We start from the raw sequence: 16004 nt of genomic DNA, 5'->3' as shown, positions 1-16004 counted from the left end.
GCCGCCCCGATTTCCGAAGCTGCGGCAATATGATCCTTTCTGCTCCTGAGACCGATAAGCCTGCTATTCCCCCTGCTCAGGCTGCGAAACCTCCTCCGATTTCTTCTTGCGCGGAGTACGCTTGCGTGCAGGCGCCTTCTCGGCGGGGGCCTGCGACTCCTCACCCGCAACGGGAGCAGCGGTCTTCTTTCGCCGTGAGGGACGAGTCGCAGGAACCTCCGGAGCCGTCGCCGGCTCGGGCGCCACGTCCGCCGTGGACGCTTCCGGCGACTCCGCACCCTTCTTCCGCGGACGTCTTGTCCGGGAGGGTGGCGCAACCGCTTCCACTGTCGGGACAGATGTAATCTGTGCCGGGGAGGTAACAGCGACCTCCGCAGCTACCGGCTGCTCCGGTACTGGTGCAAACGGCACACGATCATTTGAGGCCTGATCGGGCCTTTCCACCTGTGCGCCTTCCTCGGTAGGACGCTTCCCACGACGGCGCTTCCGGCGCCGCTTCTTGCGTACCTCTTCGTGAGTCTCCTCTTCCCCGGCGCTGGGAGCCGCAGTCGGTTCCTGCTCCACAGGAGTCTGGGGCTGCATTTCCACCGGTGCAACTGCGGCTTCCTGAGCATGTTTGCTCCGGCGCTTCCTCCGCCGGCGCTTCTTCTTCATCTCTTCCAGGCCGGGTTCGCCGGCAGGCGCCTCAGCGGCTGCGCCAGGAACAGCGGCAAGCTCGACGGGGGCTTCGTCCACAGCTGGCGCAGCCACCTCCCCTTTCACATGGTCCTGAGGCAGTTCCGAGGCGATGTCAGCTTCATGCCGAGGCTTCTTCTTCCCCCTCCTGCGCTTTTTCTTTTTCCCCTCCCCCTCCGGAGCCGCAGTTTCGGCGACTGCGGTTTCCTCATCTTCCTCCCCCTCCTCCGCAACATACTGCACAGGCTCCAGCGGGGTTTCGGATACCTCCATCGAAAGAGGCTTCTCCCTCTTGACCAGCTCCAGTTCAAGCTGATTCATAAGGAAGGACGGTTTCCCTTTGACGGTAACCTCTATTTCGTACTCGTCCTCTATCTGGGCAAGATCGCGCTTCTTCCGGTTGAGGAGGAAGTACGTGACGTCGAGCGGAAGGGCTCCACGTACCTCTCCCACCGTTCCCTTGGCAGCTGCTCCGTGGACCTTGCGCAGGAAGGAGAGCGCCATGGCCTCGGTCGACTTTACTTTCCCCCGCCCGCTGCAATGGGGGCATTCCAGATGAATTCCCTGCTCAAGGGTCGGCTTGATCCGCTGCCGAGACATCTCCAGCAGGCCGAACTGGGATATTTTGCCTACCGTCACCCGTGCCTTGTCCGCCTTGAGGGCGTTCTTCAGCGTCTTCTCGACCTCCGCGTTGTGTTTGCGGTCTCGCATGTCGATGAAGTCTATGACGATGAGCCCCCCAAGGTCACGGAGCCTCAGCTGTCGCGCAGCCTCCTCTGCCGCTTCCAGGTTGGTCTTGAAAGCGGTGTCCTCCACCCCTTTCTCCCCGGTACTTTTACCTGAATTGACATCGATGCTGACGAGGGCTTCGGTAGGCTCGATGAAGATGGAACCGCCCGACCTCAGCGGCACCTTCTTCTCGTAGATCAGGTCGATCTGTTCTTCCAGCTGATACCTTGAGAAGATCGGACGCTTTTCCTGATGCATCTTGACGATCTTCTCGTACTTGGGCATGGTGGCCTTGAAAAAGGCCCGGGCCTGCTTGTATACCTCTTTGCTGTCAACAAGGACCTCGTCGATCTCTGCGGTAAAGTAGTCCCGGATCGTTCGGATCACCAGTCCTGATTCCTGGTAGATGAGTGAGGGGGCCTTGGCGACCGCTCCCTTGTCCTGGATTGACTCGTACAGCTTCATCAGGTAGCCCAGGTCCTTCATCATCTCGGTTTTCTTGCGGCCGAGAGCCTCGGTGCGGATGATGTAACCGATCCCCTCCGGTATCTCCATCTCTGCCGCCATGGACTTCAGCTTCTTCCGCTCGCTCTCGCTCTCCACTTTACGCGATATTCCGGCGGAATCGCTTCCGGGCATGATGACCATGTAGCGCCCCGGCAAAGACAAGTACGTCGTGAGAGCGGCTCCCTTGTTGTCACGTTCCCCCTTCTCCACCTGGACGATCAGCTCCTGGCCTCGGCGCAGCACCTCCTGGATTCGGGGACGGCGCTTGCGCTGCTCCTCAGGTATGTCGTCCCGCCATTGCCAGCAGTCGGGGTGTAACTCCCCCATCTGGAGAAAGCCGAGCTTCTTGAGGCCGATATCGATGAAGGCCGCCTGCAGCCCCGGCTCGACACGCACAACCACCCCTTTGTAGACATTGCCGCGGGTCTGCTCGCTTCCCGCGATCTCTATGTCCAGCTCCACCAGGCGACCGTCCTCGACGATAGCAACCCTGGCTTCTTCAGGGTGCATTACATTGATCAACATTTTTCTTGCCATCTGTACGCAGTCCTTCGGCGGAAGCACATGGTGCGCCTCCGCATGGTATTAAGCAGACGATGAAACATCGACTGTTGTTTTAATTATCGAATTTAAAACTATAGCAAAGAATATCGGCCATGAACATGAAAAAACTGCCGAAAAACCGGCAAATAATTGACAAAGCTGCAAATGACTCACTAGAATGTCCCCTTGTTCGGAACCCAAATAAGTTACTGGATCGTTAGAACGGATCAAAAGGATATGCTGCAACTCAAGAATCTCAGCAAGGACTTCGCAGGGAAACCCCTCTTCAGCAATATCACATGGCACCTCAAGAAGGGTGAGCGTGTGGGGCTGGTCGGTGAAAACGGAGCGGGCAAATCTACGCTGATGCGTATAGTAGCGGGACAGGTGGAAGCCTCGGAGGGTGAAATACAGCTTGCCCGCTCTGCCACCGTCGGCTACCTGCCCCAGGACGGCATCGTGAGCCGCGGACGAACGCTTTTCGACGAGGCCCTCAGCGCACTGGTTTATCTTCGGGAACTGGAACGGGAACTCACCGAGGCAACCCGACGCCTCGAAGAAATCCGGCATGACGATCCTGCTTACCAGCCACTCCTGGAACGATTCGGGCATCTCCAGGAGGAGTTTCGGCTGAAGGGCGGGTATTCCATGGAAGCGGAGGTCGGCAACGTGCTGCGGGGCCTCGGCTTTGGACCCAGCGACTGGGAGCGCGACTGCGGCGAATTCTCAGGTGGATGGCAGATGCGTATCGCCCTGGCGAAGCTACTTTTGCAGAAGCCGAACGTCCTTCTCCTCGACGAACCTACGAACCATCTCGACATCGAGGCTCGCAACTGGCTTGAAGAATATCTCTGCGAACATTCCTGGTCGGTAATGCTCGTCTCCCACGACAGGTTCTTTCTCGACCGGGTCTGCAGCAGAATGGTGGAAGTATGGAACCACACCCTTACCGACTATTACGGCAATTACAGCAAATACCTGACCGAGCGGGAAGCACGGGTGGCCGCGCTGCGCGAAGCTAAGCGCCGGCAGGACGAAGAAGTGGAGAAGATGGAGGATTTCATCTCCCGCTTCCGCTACAAGGCCGACAAGGCCGCCCTCGTCCAGTCACGGATGAAGCAGCTGGAGAAGATCGAGCGGATCACCCTGCCCCCGGAGCGAAAGAAGATCAGATTCAAATTTCCGGAGCCGCCGAAAAGCGGGCGGGTCGTGATGGAGCTGAAACAGCTCACCAGGGCTTACGGCTCCAACAGGGTCCTGGATGCCGTCGACATTACAATTGAAAAGGGTGAACGGATAGCCCTGGTCGGACACAACGGTGCGGGAAAATCGACCCTGATGCGGGTGCTGGCGGGGGGGGAATTTCAGGAAGGAGAGCGGCTCCCGGGACACAATGTCGTTCTCGACTATTTCGCGCAGGATCAGGCCCAGGTACTGGAAGGATCGCGCACGGTCTACGAGGAGATACTGGCAGACGCTCCCTTCGCCATGGTTCCGCAGTTGCGGGACATACTCGGTGCATTCCTCTTCTCCGGCGACGATATCAACAAGCCTGTGTCAGTCCTCTCGGGGGGAGAAAGAAACCGGCTCGCCCTTGCAAAAATGCTGCTCAGGCCGGCGAACCTTCTCCTCATGGACGAGCCGACAAACCACCTCGACCTCTTCAGCAAGGAAGTCCTCCTGGATGCATTGCGCTCCTTTGCCGGAACCGTCGTCTTCGTATCCCATGACCGCCACTTCATAGATGGGCTCTCCACCAGGGTCGTAGAGGTTGAAGGGGGCGCCATCACCTCCTTCATCGGTGATTACGAGTACTATCTGTCCAAGAAGCAAGGTTTGGAAACGCCCGCGGGCAACCACTCCGCTGCGCCGTCGGATTCGCTCCCTCCGCTGCAGGCTCCGGCTTCCCGTGAAGAGCGGCTCCGCATCCGGGAAGAAGAAAAGGAGCGACAGCGGGAAGAGAAGCGCCGTCAGAAACTCATCTTCGCGGTGGAAGAGGAGATAGAAACACACGAACGTCAGCTGGCACTGCTTGACGAACGCATGTCCGACCCCGAGCTGTTCCGGGATCATGAAGCGGCACGCCGGTGCGGAGAAGAGCATGCCGGGCTTACGTCCAGAATCTCGGAGCTCTACCGCAAGTGGGAGGAGCTGCAATGAGCAGGAGCGTCCAGTAACGTCTCCAGCCTCAGCATCCTTGACGCCATCCCTTGCCAGCCGGTCATTGACATGGCCCGCTGAACTGGTTACTCTTTCAATGGAGTTTCACTAATCCTTATAGAAGAAGGGGTTCGAATGCACGAACAGACCGTTGCCATTCCCGACATCATACCTGTCTACCCAGTGCGGGACATGGTTGCATTCCCCCACATGATCTTCACGCTGTTCCTCAAAAACGAAGAATTCGCCGTCTTCGAAGAAGCGGTAAACCAGAACAACATGCTTGGGGTGGTGAAAGTGCGGGGAGAGCAGCATCCGCGCCAACCCGAGCGATTCCACGACATCGGCACACTGTGCAAGATCAACCATCTCCTGCGTTTTGCCGAAGGGGGCGGAAAAGTAGTTCTCGAAGGAGTTGCGCGTCTCAGGATGCTCGGGCTCACGCAGGAATCCCCCTTTCTTCTGTCCCAGGTCGAACTGATCCGGGAATTTGTGGAAAGGTCGGTGGTCTCGGAAGCGCTGGTGAGCAGCCTCAACGCCCTGCTCAAGATCGCGCTGTCGTACGGCAAGCCGCTGCCGGACGACGTCATGAAGATGATCGACTACATCGATAACCCGGCTCGTCTTTCGGACCTAGTGGCGCTCTATGTCAATCTTCCCCCCGACGAACTCCAGACGCTGCTGGAAACACTCGACCCCCTGGACCGCCTGAAGAAGGTGTACACATACCTGAACAACGAGATCCAGCGCCTGCAGGTGAAGGGAGAGGTGCAGGCGGAAGTCACCAAGAGAGTCGGAAAGACCCAGAAGGAATACCTGCTGCGGGAGCAGCTAAAGCAGATTCAGGAAGAGCTGGGAGACGAGGATTCCCGCGGGTCCGAAGTGGTAGACCTCAAGAAGAAGATAGAGACCGCCGGAATGCCCGATGAAGTCCGGAAAGTCGCGGAGAAGGAACTGAAGCGGCTTGAGCGGATAAACTCCTCCTCCCCCGAATATACCGTCTCCCGCACCTACCTCGACTATCTCACCGGAATGCCGTGGAAGGTATCGACCACGGACAACCGTGACATAGTGCAGGCCGAGGCGGTGCTGGACGAGGACCATTACGACCTGAAAAAGGTAAAGGAGCGGATCCTCGAATATCTGGCGGTGCGCTCCCTCAAGGAAAAGATGAAAGGCCCCATCCTCTGTTTCGTCGGCCCCCCCGGGGTCGGGAAGACGAGCCTGGGGCGCTCCATCGCACGGGCTCTCGGGCGCAAGTTCATCAGGGTCTCCCTGGGGGGGATGCGAGACGAGGCGGAGATCCGCGGCCATCGCCGGACGTACATAGGCGCACTCCCCGGACGCATCATCCAGGACATCTACCGGTGCGGAAGCAACAACCCCGTCTTCATGCTTGATGAGGTTGACAAGATCGGGCTCGATTTCCGCGGCGATCCTGCCAGTGCGCTTCTGGAGGTACTCGATCCGGAACAGAACTTCACCTTCACCGACCATTACCTGGATGTTCCGTTCGACCTGTCCCACGTCATCTTCATAACCACGGCGAACCTGCTCGACCCGATTCCCGCAGCCCTCAAGGACCGGATGGAGGTAATCAACCTCTCCGGGTACACTGAAGAGGAAAAGACCAGCATCGCATTCAAATATCTTATACCGCGGGAGCTGGAAGAAAACGGCCTGGCCAATACTCCGCCTGAATTCGAAGAGAAGGCGGTGGTGAAGGTGATCACCAACTACACCCGCGAAGCCGGCGTGCGAAACCTGCAGCGGAATATCGCCTCCATATTCCGCAAGGTGGCCAAGGAGATCACCCAGAACAAGCCCCTGCGCAAAAAGATAACTCCGGAGATGGTGGATGAGCTTCTCGGGCCGCGGAAATTCTTCAATGAGGTGGCTGCAGAAAAAGACCGCATAGGCGTGGTCACCGGGCTGGCATGGACCGAGACGGGAGGGGATATCATCTTCGTCGAAGCAACGCGGATGCGGGGCAAGAACGACCTGATCCTCACTGGCTCGCTGGGAGAGGTGATGAAAGAATCCGCCCGTGCCGCTCTCTCCTTCGTGCAGGCCAACTGCAGCGAGTGGGGCATCAAGGAGGAAAGCTTCAACGACACCAACATTCATATCCATGTCCCTGCGGGGAGCATCCCGAAGGACGGTCCCTCAGCGGGCATTACCATGGTCACCGCCATCATATCCCTGTTTACCGGCCGTCACGCCCGTCGCGACGTGGCAATGACCGGTGAAATAAGCCTCACCGGCCGCGTCCTGGCCATTGGAGGACTCAAGGAAAAAGTTCTCGCTGCCCGTCGTGCCGGAGTCAACAAGCTGATAATTCCCGCCCGCAACAAGGAAGCAATGGAAGATATTCCCGAGAACGTGAAGCAGGAACTTGAATTCGTCTACGTCGACGATGTCCGTGACGCGGTTTCAGCTGCCCTGCAATAGGCTGCCTGACCGCCGACACCTTATTATGGAAGTCTCGTTTGCTGATGAAAAACAACATCGTCGAGAATCTGCTTAAATCCTTTTTTCACGAAATCCAGGAATTTTTCTTTCTGACAGGCAGGGCTATCGCGAGGATTTTCCAGCGTCCGTTCTATTACCGGGAATTCGTCATCCAGCTGGACAAGATCGGTGTGGATTCGCTTTTCATCGTGTTCCTCACCGGGATATTCACCGGCATGGTAATGGCGCTCCAGGCGCTCATCCAGTTGCGGCCGTTCGCCGCGACAAGCTACGTGGGGGGCATGGTGGCGGTAACGATGGTGAAGGAACTGGGGCCGGTGCTCTCCTCCCTCATGATTGCCGGCAGGGTCGGCTCCGCCATCACCGCCGAGTTGGGAACCATGGTAGTGACCGAACAGGTGGACGCAATGCGGGTGGAAGGGACCGACGTTGTGAAGCGCCTCGTCACTCCCCGCCTCAAGGCAACGGTTCTCGCGATGCCGCTTCTGGCAATCATTACCGATACGGTGGCGCTCCTTGGAGGGTATATTATTGCCGCGGGGTATGATATAAACCCCGTGATGTACTGGAACTCTCTCCCACAGTTCATGGTGTTCCAGGACCTGATCGAGGGGGTGCTGAAGCCTGCTTTCTTCGGCTTCATAATCTCGATGGTAGGCTGCTACGTCGGACTGAGCACTACCGGGGGAGCGGAAGGGGTGGGTGCCGCGGCAAAGCGTACGGTCGTACTTGCCTCCTCCCTGGTGCTGGTTTCCGATTTCTTTCTGACGAAGATTTTCATCGTCTTCAGGACGTGAGGCAACGGTGAGCACGGAAAAGGGGATCCGCATGGAACAGGTCTCCTATTCCGTCGGCGGACGTACTATCCTCGAAAAGTTCGATCTTCTGCTGGAACCGGGAATCAACCGAACGATCCTCGGTGTAAGCGGTGCCGGGAAGACGACCATCCTTAAGCTGCTGCTGGGGCTTCTGCGCCCCGATGAGGGAAAGGTCTTCATAGACGGAAGGTGCATCGAGGGCATCCCCGAAAGCGAGCTGACCAGGGTTCGCAGCAAAATAGCCATCGTCTTTCAGGGAGGCGCCTTATTCGACTCCATGACCGTCGGCGAGAATGTCGGTTACCGCCTCATAGAAGAACGGCAGGTGACCGAGCCTGAAATAGAGGAAGTTGTCCGTGAAAAGCTGCGGTTCGTCGGGCTTGAGCAGGCAATAGACCTCTATCCGGCCGAACTGTCGGGGGGGATGAAGAAACGCGTGGCCATCGCACGGGCACTGGCGGCAGATCCGGATTACATCTTTTTTGATGAGCCCACCACGGGGCTCGATCCCATAGGAGTCTACAACATCCGCCATCTCATGCTGAGCCTGCAGCGTGCAGGAAAGACAACGCTAATGGTTACGCACGATATGGAAACGGCCTTTGCCGTCTCCGACCGGTTCTCGTTTCTCCACAGGGCACGCCTCCTCTTCGAGGGAACACGGGAAGAAATTACGGCAGCCGGACTGCCGGAGATGCAGGAATTCTTTCATCCCAGCGACAGCTCGCTCTTTACCCCCGGCAACGGGACCAATGAAGAACGAGGAGAACCGGAACGATGAAACGAAGCAACGATATCGCATGGTCCCAGGTCAAGGTCGGCATCTTCATCGTCACAGCCCTTCTCTTTTTCGCGGCGGGGGTGCTCATGATGGGGCAGAAGACCAAGTTTTTCATGCCGAAGGGGAAGCTCACCGTCACCATGACCGATGCGTCGGGTCTTAAGACCGGTGCTCCGGTCTGGCTCGCCGGAGTGGACGTGGGCATTGTCCGGAGCATCGGGTTCACCTCCCCCGAAAAAAGCAACGAGGTTCAGGTCAGCCTCGAAATCGACAAGGACGCACTCAGGAAAATCGGCCGGGACTCCAGGATCACCATCAAGACCCGGGGCCTTCTGGGGGAAAAATATGTCGATATTACCCCCAGCCGGACGGTCCAGGAAACACCCGAAACGACCATTGTGGGCGCTCCTACCGTAAAACTCGACGACGTGATGCAAAAGGCGGGAACCACGTTCGACCGTCTGAACGGCATCGTGGACAGAATCGAGCGGGGAGAGGGGTCCCTCGGCCGGGTGAGCCGCGACCCGCAGCTCTACGACAACCTGGTTAGCCTGACCAGTGAACTGCAGGTCTTTGCCCGGTCGGCCAACAGGGGAGAAGGAACGCTGGGCCAGCTCAGCCGGAACAGCGAGGCTTACGACCGGCTGATCTCCATCCTCACCCGCACCGAAGAGACTATCAAGGACATCCAGTCTGCGGACGGAACCCTTGGTCGGCTGGTCAGGGACCGGCAACTCTACGACAAACTCGTCGCCCTGGCTGACAAGAGCATCGAGGCGGCGGAGGATGTTCGGGAGCTTAACAGGAAGCTGACCTCCAGCGACTCCACTATCGGAAAACTGCTCGGGGAACGGGATCTGTACGACCGGGGGATTGCCCTCATCGACCGTGCCGAAAACTCCGTCAAAGGCTTCGAAGATATCGCGGGGCGCCTGAATCGCGGTGAAGGTACTGCCGGAAAACTCCTGAACGATAACGAAACGTATGAACGCCTCAACCATATGGTAGATAGCGTCGATGCCCTTGTGAAGGACATCAAGGAGCACCCGAAACGGTACCTGAACTTTTCGCTGTTTTAGCGGAGATCTGACCGTTTTTGAGCAACCTGAGCTCGGAAGAGTTATTCAGGGGCCCTGCGGGAGACAAAGAGACGGGAAAGGTGATATGAAACGAAAAGCAGTCGTCCTCTACAGCGGCGGGCTCGATTCCACAACCTGCCTTGCCATTGCCAGGGCTGAAGGTTTCGAGACGTACGCCATGAGCTTTGCTTACGGGCAACGGCACGGGGCAGAGCTGGATGTGGCCCGGAAGTACGCCCGGGAGGCCGGAGCCGTGGACCACATGCTGGTGGAAATCGATCTGCGGCGCATGGGCGGGAGCGCCCTGACCTCAGACATCGCCGTCCCCAAGGAAGGCGTCGGCAACGACATCCCCGTCACATACGTACCGGCACGAAACACAATTTTCCTCTCCTTCGCTCTCGGCTGGGCGGAAGTGCTGGGCTGCTTCGACATCTTCATCGGAGTCAATGCCCTCGACTATTCCGGTTACCCGGACTGCCGCCCGGAGTATATCGCCGCATTCGAGAAAATGGCAAACCTTGCCACAAAGGCAGGGGTGGAAGGAAGCGGACGTTTCACGATTCACGCACCGCTGATCAGCCTCAGCAAAGGGGAGATCATCAAGCGAGGGCTCTCCCTCGGCGTAGATTACGGCCATACACACTCCTGCTACGACCCTGCTCCAGAGGGGTTCGCGTGTGGAGAATGCGACTCGTGTCGTCTGCGGCTCAAGGGTTTTGCCGAAGCCGGTCTGGAAGATCCCGTCAGGTATGCCGCCCACAAGAACCGCCCTTAGCAGGTTATTTGAAAATTCAGGTTGTTCAAAAACAGACAGACGTCGCACCCGCAGTAAGCCCCATGGAGGCAGCGCTACGCCACACGGCGGTTTACGAGGAGAGTGGCGAAATGGCTGTTTTTCAACAACCCACCAGAGACTGCCATGACCCTCATGCCCGACATGCAGAAGACCCGCGACCCTCGGAACATCCCCATCAACAAGGTGGGAGTGAAGGACATCTCCTACCCGATCATAGTGATGGACAAGAACAAGACCCTCCAGCACACGGTCGCGCGTGTAAACATGTACGTGGACCTTCCCCACCATTTCAAGGGGACCCACATGAGCCGCTTCATCGAGATACTCAACCACTACAGGGAGAACATCGCACTGGACAAGCTCGAGGTCATCCTCCAGCGCATGAAGGAAAAGCTCGGAGCTTCACGTGCTCACCTGGAAATGGAATTCCCCTATTTCGTGGAAAAGCAGGCACCGGTCTCGAAGGCAAAGAGCCTCATGGAGTATACCTGCGAGTTCATCGCCAGCCTCGCCGACACCTTCGACTTCATCCTCGGCATCAGGATTCCCGTTACCTCCCTCTGCCCGTGCAGCAAGGAACTCTCCCGCTACGGCGCCCACAACCAGCGAAGCACCATCACCGTGAGGGTCCGCTACCGTGAGTTCATCTGGATCGAGGATATCATCGAGCTTATCGAATCGTGCGGGTCGAGCCCCGTCTATTCTCTGCTGAAGAGAGAGGACGAGAAGTTCGTGACCGAGCAGGCTTTCGAGAACCCCAAGTTCGTCGAGGACATCGTACGGGAAGCAACCCAGAAGCTGATGGGGAGCGACAATATCACCTGGTTCGCAGTCGAGGCCGAGAATTACGAGTCTATCCACAAGCACTCGGCCTATGCGTCCATCGAGCGTGACAAGGCCTCTTCATAACCCGGCACCTTATGAACAAAACCTAACCGAACTACATCTGCTTCTCCTTGGCATCACCTCCCCTTTCTGTGGATAACCCTGTGCATAAAGCAATAAAAAGTGGAAAAAACTACATTTTTCACCTCCCGATTCTGTCATCGGTTCGTTACCAAACGCGCACGGGTCGGGCAGCCATGATGAAAAACCGGAGGAGCACCTGCTCTTGAAAGAGTCCCTAATCATCTTCGCGAAGCACCCCCGGCCCGGAAGAGTGAAGACACGCCTCACGCCCGCTCTACTGCCGGAAGAAGCTGCGGAGCTCTACCGCTGCATGCTGCTCGACACGCTGGAACTCGTCAAGCCTATGCGTAGGCAGTCGGTCCTCTTCTTCGAACCTGACATCGATGCCTGCTCGTATTTTGAGGAAGTAGCCCCGGAACTGGAGCGCATGGCACAACGGGGAAAAGACCTTGGAGAGCGGATGGAGGACGCATTCCGTCAGATCTTCGATCGCGGAAGCATGGCAGCGGCCATCATAGGGACCGATTCGCCCCATCTTCCCCGGCACTACCTGGAGGAAGCCTTCCTGCTTCTCAAAGACGATGCTGTAGACGCGGTATTCGGACCAGCCACCGATGGTGGCTATTACCTTTTGGCAATGAAGACGCTCCATCGGGAGCTCTTCTGCGGGATAGCCTGGAGCAGTTCTTCAGTTCTGAAAAAAACCATCGAAAAGGCAACCGCTGCCGGCATACGATTCGCCCTTCTCCCCGAGTGGCACGACCTGGACACGGCTGAGGACCTGCTGAGACCGGAACTGCTGGATGAGAGGAACGGCGCGCGGATGACGCGGGAATTTATCCTCCGAGCTCTGCGGTCCGACCAAAACTCTCTGTGACTCTTTCAGCCGCACCATCACCGTGGCGATTATGGCGTTCAGACCTGTAAGCATTGCACGAGAATAGCTGGAAATTCTATCTTGGATTCCAATGGCAAAGCGCATCGAACTGGAGCTTTTTCACGGGCACGATCAACAGACGTTCTTTCAACTTCTCTCGTAATGGATACCTTACCCCTTCCCCAACCGGCACTGGAGCCGCACACGCCCCTCTTTTCACCTCGGAACAACGTACTCAGGAGCCGCCATAACGGTCACGGTGGACCCAACATCGATATAAGCCGGCGAAGGCCCTCGATAAGACCTTTCGTTCCCACACAATCCGCAAACTGCTCTCATGAAAGATATGGAAAAATATCTCGAAAATTGTTATATGGTTCCTATTCAATGCGGGAATTGCCACGGAGAGCATGCGTACAGAAAGCCCATCCTCGATAAACAAAATCACCCGCCCGAGGATGTCGGACATCCTTCCTCGCGAGCGGTTGTTCCACATTCTCGACCACTGCCTCGAGAGGCCGGTGACCTGGATTCACGGCCCAGGAGGCTCCGGCAAATCAACACTCGTCGCTAGTTATCTCGATTTCCGGAAACTTCCATCTATCTGGTATCAGGTAGATCAAGGGGACGCAGACGTTGCGACCCTTTTTCATTACATGAGGCTTGCGGCCAGGAAGGCTGCGCCACAGCGTGGCCGCCCACTCCCGCTATTCACTCCCGAGTACCAACCTGGAGCCGAAACCTTCGCCCGGCGCTACTTCGAAAAACTTTTCGCCCGGCTGAAGCCCCCCTATACGCTGGTCCTGGACGATTACCACGAGGTCGGCCCAGATTCGATATTTCATGAAGTAGTCAAATACGCATTCGCCGAGGTTCCCCAGGGAATCAACATCATTGTGATGAGCCGAACTCCCCCGCCTCCAGCCATGGCCCGCTTGCGCGCAGGCAAACAGATGTCATTTGTTGGCTGGGACGAACTGCGGCTGACTGTAGAGGAAACTACAGGCATAATTCAGTTGCATGGCAGGTCCGGTGAGTGGCCTGAGGCTTTCGGCAAGCTCCACGACAGGATCGGGGGGTGGGTCGCCGGGCTCGTGCTCCTGCTGGAGCGGGGCAGCGTCGAAGAACTGGAGCAATGGCTCGAAGGGAAAAGAACACAGCAGGAAATCTTCAACTACTTCGCCGAGGAACTGTTCAACAAGACCGACCCTCGCATCCGGGACCTACTGCTAAAGACATCGTTTATGCCGGCTGTCCTTCCGCGATTGGCGGAAAGGCTGTCGGAAAACTCAGACGCGGCCGTGATCCTGGCAGAGTTGCACAACCATAGTTTTTTCACTGAAAAACGGTACGATGGAGAAGTCATTTACCGCTTTCATCCTCTTTTCCGCGAGTACCTGATCAACAAGGCCGAAACTGTCTACGACCGGCAGCATCTTGCCCAAATCAAGGCAAGCGCATCTGACCTTCTGGAGGAATCAGGCAGAATAGAAGAAGCAGCTTCGCTCTGCATCGACACGAGCGACTGGTCTCGGCTTGCCGGATTGATTGTCCGAAATGCACCAACCTTCTTATGCCAAGGAAGAAATCGCACAGTTATAGAATGGGTGGACCGTCTACCGCTTCCCCTGCTGCAAGGCACGCCGTATCTCCTCTTTTGGTCAGGGGCCTCTCTTTTTTCATCAGACCCGGTCGAAAGTCGCAGCCGTTTTAAAAAAGCTTTCGAGATTTTTCGCTCTCAGGGGGATGAAACAGGTGTTTTTCTTTCTTGGTGCGGGGTTGTAGACGCAACCATACACACCAGCGAATATGCGCTTATGCCGCAATGGATTGAGGTTTTGAGCGAGGTTCTGAAGGAGCACCCCCGGTATTCATCGAGGGACATCGAGGTGCGTGTCGCACTAAACCAGTTCAATGCCGTGGCCTTTGGACTTCCTAACCACCGGGATATCAATACGATCCGCGAGCAGGCCTTTGCACTTTTATGCACGGGAGAAGTATCGGATGCGAACCTGTTTCTCAGTGCAGGGCTCCATCTCGCCATTCATCTCATCTACCAGGGGGATTTGGCCAGAGCAGCAGTCATCGTCGATCTCATTCGTGAGCCTACCAAGTCGAAAGGAGCCAACGAATTCGTCCTCATGATGGTGAAAACAGTGGAAGCACATTACGCATTCGCCACATGTGAACTCGAAAAGTGCCTGGAAAAGGCGTTTGAGGTCCTCGACCTTTCCGTTAAAAGCGGGATCGATATATGGGCAATGCACAATCACGGCCATGCGCTTGCGGCCGCACTGGCCAAAGGTGACGAAAACATTGCTGGAGAACTGACGGCAAAAATGTCCGCCGGCTTAACCGACTGTCGCCGTGTCGACAAGGCATATTACTACTGGCTGATGGCGTGGAAATTCGCCCTCCAGGAAAATTTCGTGCAAACACGGCAGTTCCTGGAACTTGCATTGGAAATAGGCTCTAGGATAGGGTTTGTCGCTCCTGAAACTGCAATGATGATTAACATGGCAGAAACACATCTTGACCTAGGAAATCAAAGGGAAGCCTCGCTATGTCTGCAGAAAGCGCTCCCGCGAGTATTGAGCATGGACAGTGCCTACCTTTCGCTGATCTATTTCCTTACGGAATCATATCTCCACATGAAAGAGGGCAATGAACCAAAAGAAATCGATTCTCTCAAGAAAGCTTTCAGGCTGGGAGCACTACATCGGATCGAAAATTTTTATTTCTGGAAACCTGAACGTATGACCAGGCTATGTATGAAGGCCCTGGAAGCAGGCATCGAAGTGGAATACGTTACTGCTCTGATCAGGAAACGCGAATTATGGCCCACTGAATCCCCTATCCACATTGAACGCTGGCCCTGGCCGCTCAAGGTGTACATGTTAGGCAGCTTTAGGCTGGTGAAGGATGGCAAGACCCTCGCATTTTCCGGGAAAGTGCAGAAAAAGCCGCTGGAGATACTGAAAGCTCTCATCGCGCTAGGCGGTGAGGAGAAAACGGAAGGGCAGATCGCAGACCTTCTGTGGCCGGATTCGAACGGAGACACGGCGAGAAACTCGTTTAAGGTGACCCTTTACCGCCTGCGGGAACTTGTCGGAGCCGAAAAAGCCCTTCAACTGCGAGAGGGTCGTCTTTTCATGGATCGGCGATATTTCTGGGTTGATGCCTGGGCGTTCGAGAGCCTGCTGGCTCAGGCCCAAATGCAGGGGGAAGCGGGAGAGGAGACAAAGGCCATTGGATTGACGAAAAATGCCATAAGCCTGTACCGCGGACACTTTGTTGCCGAGGATGCCGACAAGCCATGGGCAGTGTCTCTCCGGAAGCGCCTGAAGAGCAGGTTCGTCCTCAATGTCGTGGCACTGGCGGGCCTATACCGGAAGAGAAACGACGACAGCCGTGCGATGTCATGCTATCTGTATGGGCTGGAGGTCGACGACCTTGCAGAAGAGATATATCAGAATCTGATGGAATGCTACCTCTCCGCTGGACTGCGAGCGGAAGCGATAAAAGCCTTTGAACGATGCAAGAAGAACCTCGCCATCGGACTTCGGGTCCCACCATCCCCCAAGACCACCGCACTCTATGAAGCCGCATTGAAATAAGAGACTATCCTCTCTAATGCCGAATACCCCCCTGTTTA

The 16004-nt window shown here is 56.6% G+C and carries 10 protein-coding genes; 9 read left to right on the top strand and 1 reads right to left on the bottom strand.

Translation table 11 applies throughout. The features are described 5' to 3' along the window. Nucleotides 1-63: 63 nt before the first annotated feature. Entirely contained in the window at nt 64-2448 is a 2385-nt protein-coding gene (locus CFB04_RS16775; RefSeq protein ID WP_088536896.1) for an Rne/Rng family ribonuclease, read from the bottom strand. A gap of 243 nt (nt 2449-2691) precedes the next feature. Here CFB04_RS16775 and CFB04_RS16770 point away from each other — a divergent pair, with 243 nt between their 5' ends. From CFB04_RS16770 to CFB04_RS16730, 9 genes are all read left to right on the top strand, one after another. Then, the gene (locus CFB04_RS16770) at nt 2692-4614 is read left to right on the top strand and encodes an ABC-F family ATP-binding cassette domain-containing protein (protein ID WP_088536462.1); all 1923 of its coding nucleotides are present in this window, start codon (nt 2692-2694) and stop codon (nt 4612-4614) included. A gap of 135 nt (nt 4615-4749) precedes the next feature. Continuing rightward, nucleotides 4750-7065: an endopeptidase La gene (gene lon / locus CFB04_RS16765; RefSeq protein WP_088536461.1), complete on the top strand. Its 2316-nt coding sequence runs from the start codon at nt 4750-4752 to the stop codon at nt 7063-7065. Between the two features lie 44 nt (nt 7066-7109). Further along, on the top strand, nt 7110-7883 hold the full coding sequence (locus CFB04_RS16760) for an ABC transporter permease (protein WP_088536895.1): 774 nt from the start codon (nt 7110-7112) through the stop codon (nt 7881-7883). A gap of 31 nt (nt 7884-7914) precedes the next feature. Next, nucleotides 7915-8685 (top strand): ABC transporter ATP-binding protein, encoded by a 771-nt coding sequence (locus tag CFB04_RS16755; RefSeq protein WP_172825525.1) that lies wholly within the window; start codon nt 7915-7917, stop codon nt 8683-8685. Further along, nucleotides 8682-9764: an MlaD family protein gene (locus CFB04_RS16750; protein WP_088536459.1), complete on the top strand. Its 1083-nt coding sequence runs from the start codon at nt 8682-8684 to the stop codon at nt 9762-9764. Before CFB04_RS16755 ends, CFB04_RS16750 begins: the two co-directional genes overlap by 4 nt. An 85-nt stretch (nt 9765-9849) precedes the next feature. Continuing rightward, a complete protein-coding gene (gene queC, locus CFB04_RS16745) occupies nt 9850-10542 on the top strand; it encodes a 7-cyano-7-deazaguanine synthase QueC (RefSeq protein ID WP_088536458.1) in 693 nt (230 codons plus the stop codon). Nucleotides 10543-10686: 144 nt separating this feature from the next. Then, nucleotides 10687-11472, top strand: coding sequence for a GTP cyclohydrolase FolE2 (folE2, locus tag CFB04_RS16740; RefSeq protein WP_172825560.1), 786 nt, complete (start codon nt 10687-10689; stop codon nt 11470-11472). A gap of 202 nt (nt 11473-11674) precedes the next feature. Next, nucleotides 11675-12349: a TIGR04282 family arsenosugar biosynthesis glycosyltransferase gene (locus CFB04_RS16735; protein ID WP_231934253.1), complete on the top strand. Its 675-nt coding sequence runs from the start codon at nt 11675-11677 to the stop codon at nt 12347-12349. Nucleotides 12350-12759: 410 nt separating this feature from the next. After that, a complete protein-coding gene (locus CFB04_RS16730) occupies nt 12760-15966 on the top strand; it encodes a BTAD domain-containing putative transcriptional regulator (RefSeq protein ID WP_088536456.1) in 3207 nt (1068 codons plus the stop codon). Nucleotides 15967-16004 lie beyond the last annotated feature (38 nt).

The sequence above is a fragment of the Geobacter sp. DSM 9736 genome (genome assembly GCF_900187405.1).
In the GTDB taxonomy this organism is placed as follows: Bacteria; Desulfobacterota; Desulfuromonadia; order Geobacterales; family Geobacteraceae; genus DSM-9736.
Note: the sequence above shows the minus strand (reverse complement) of the source record. Positions and strands in the feature narration are given on the sequence as shown.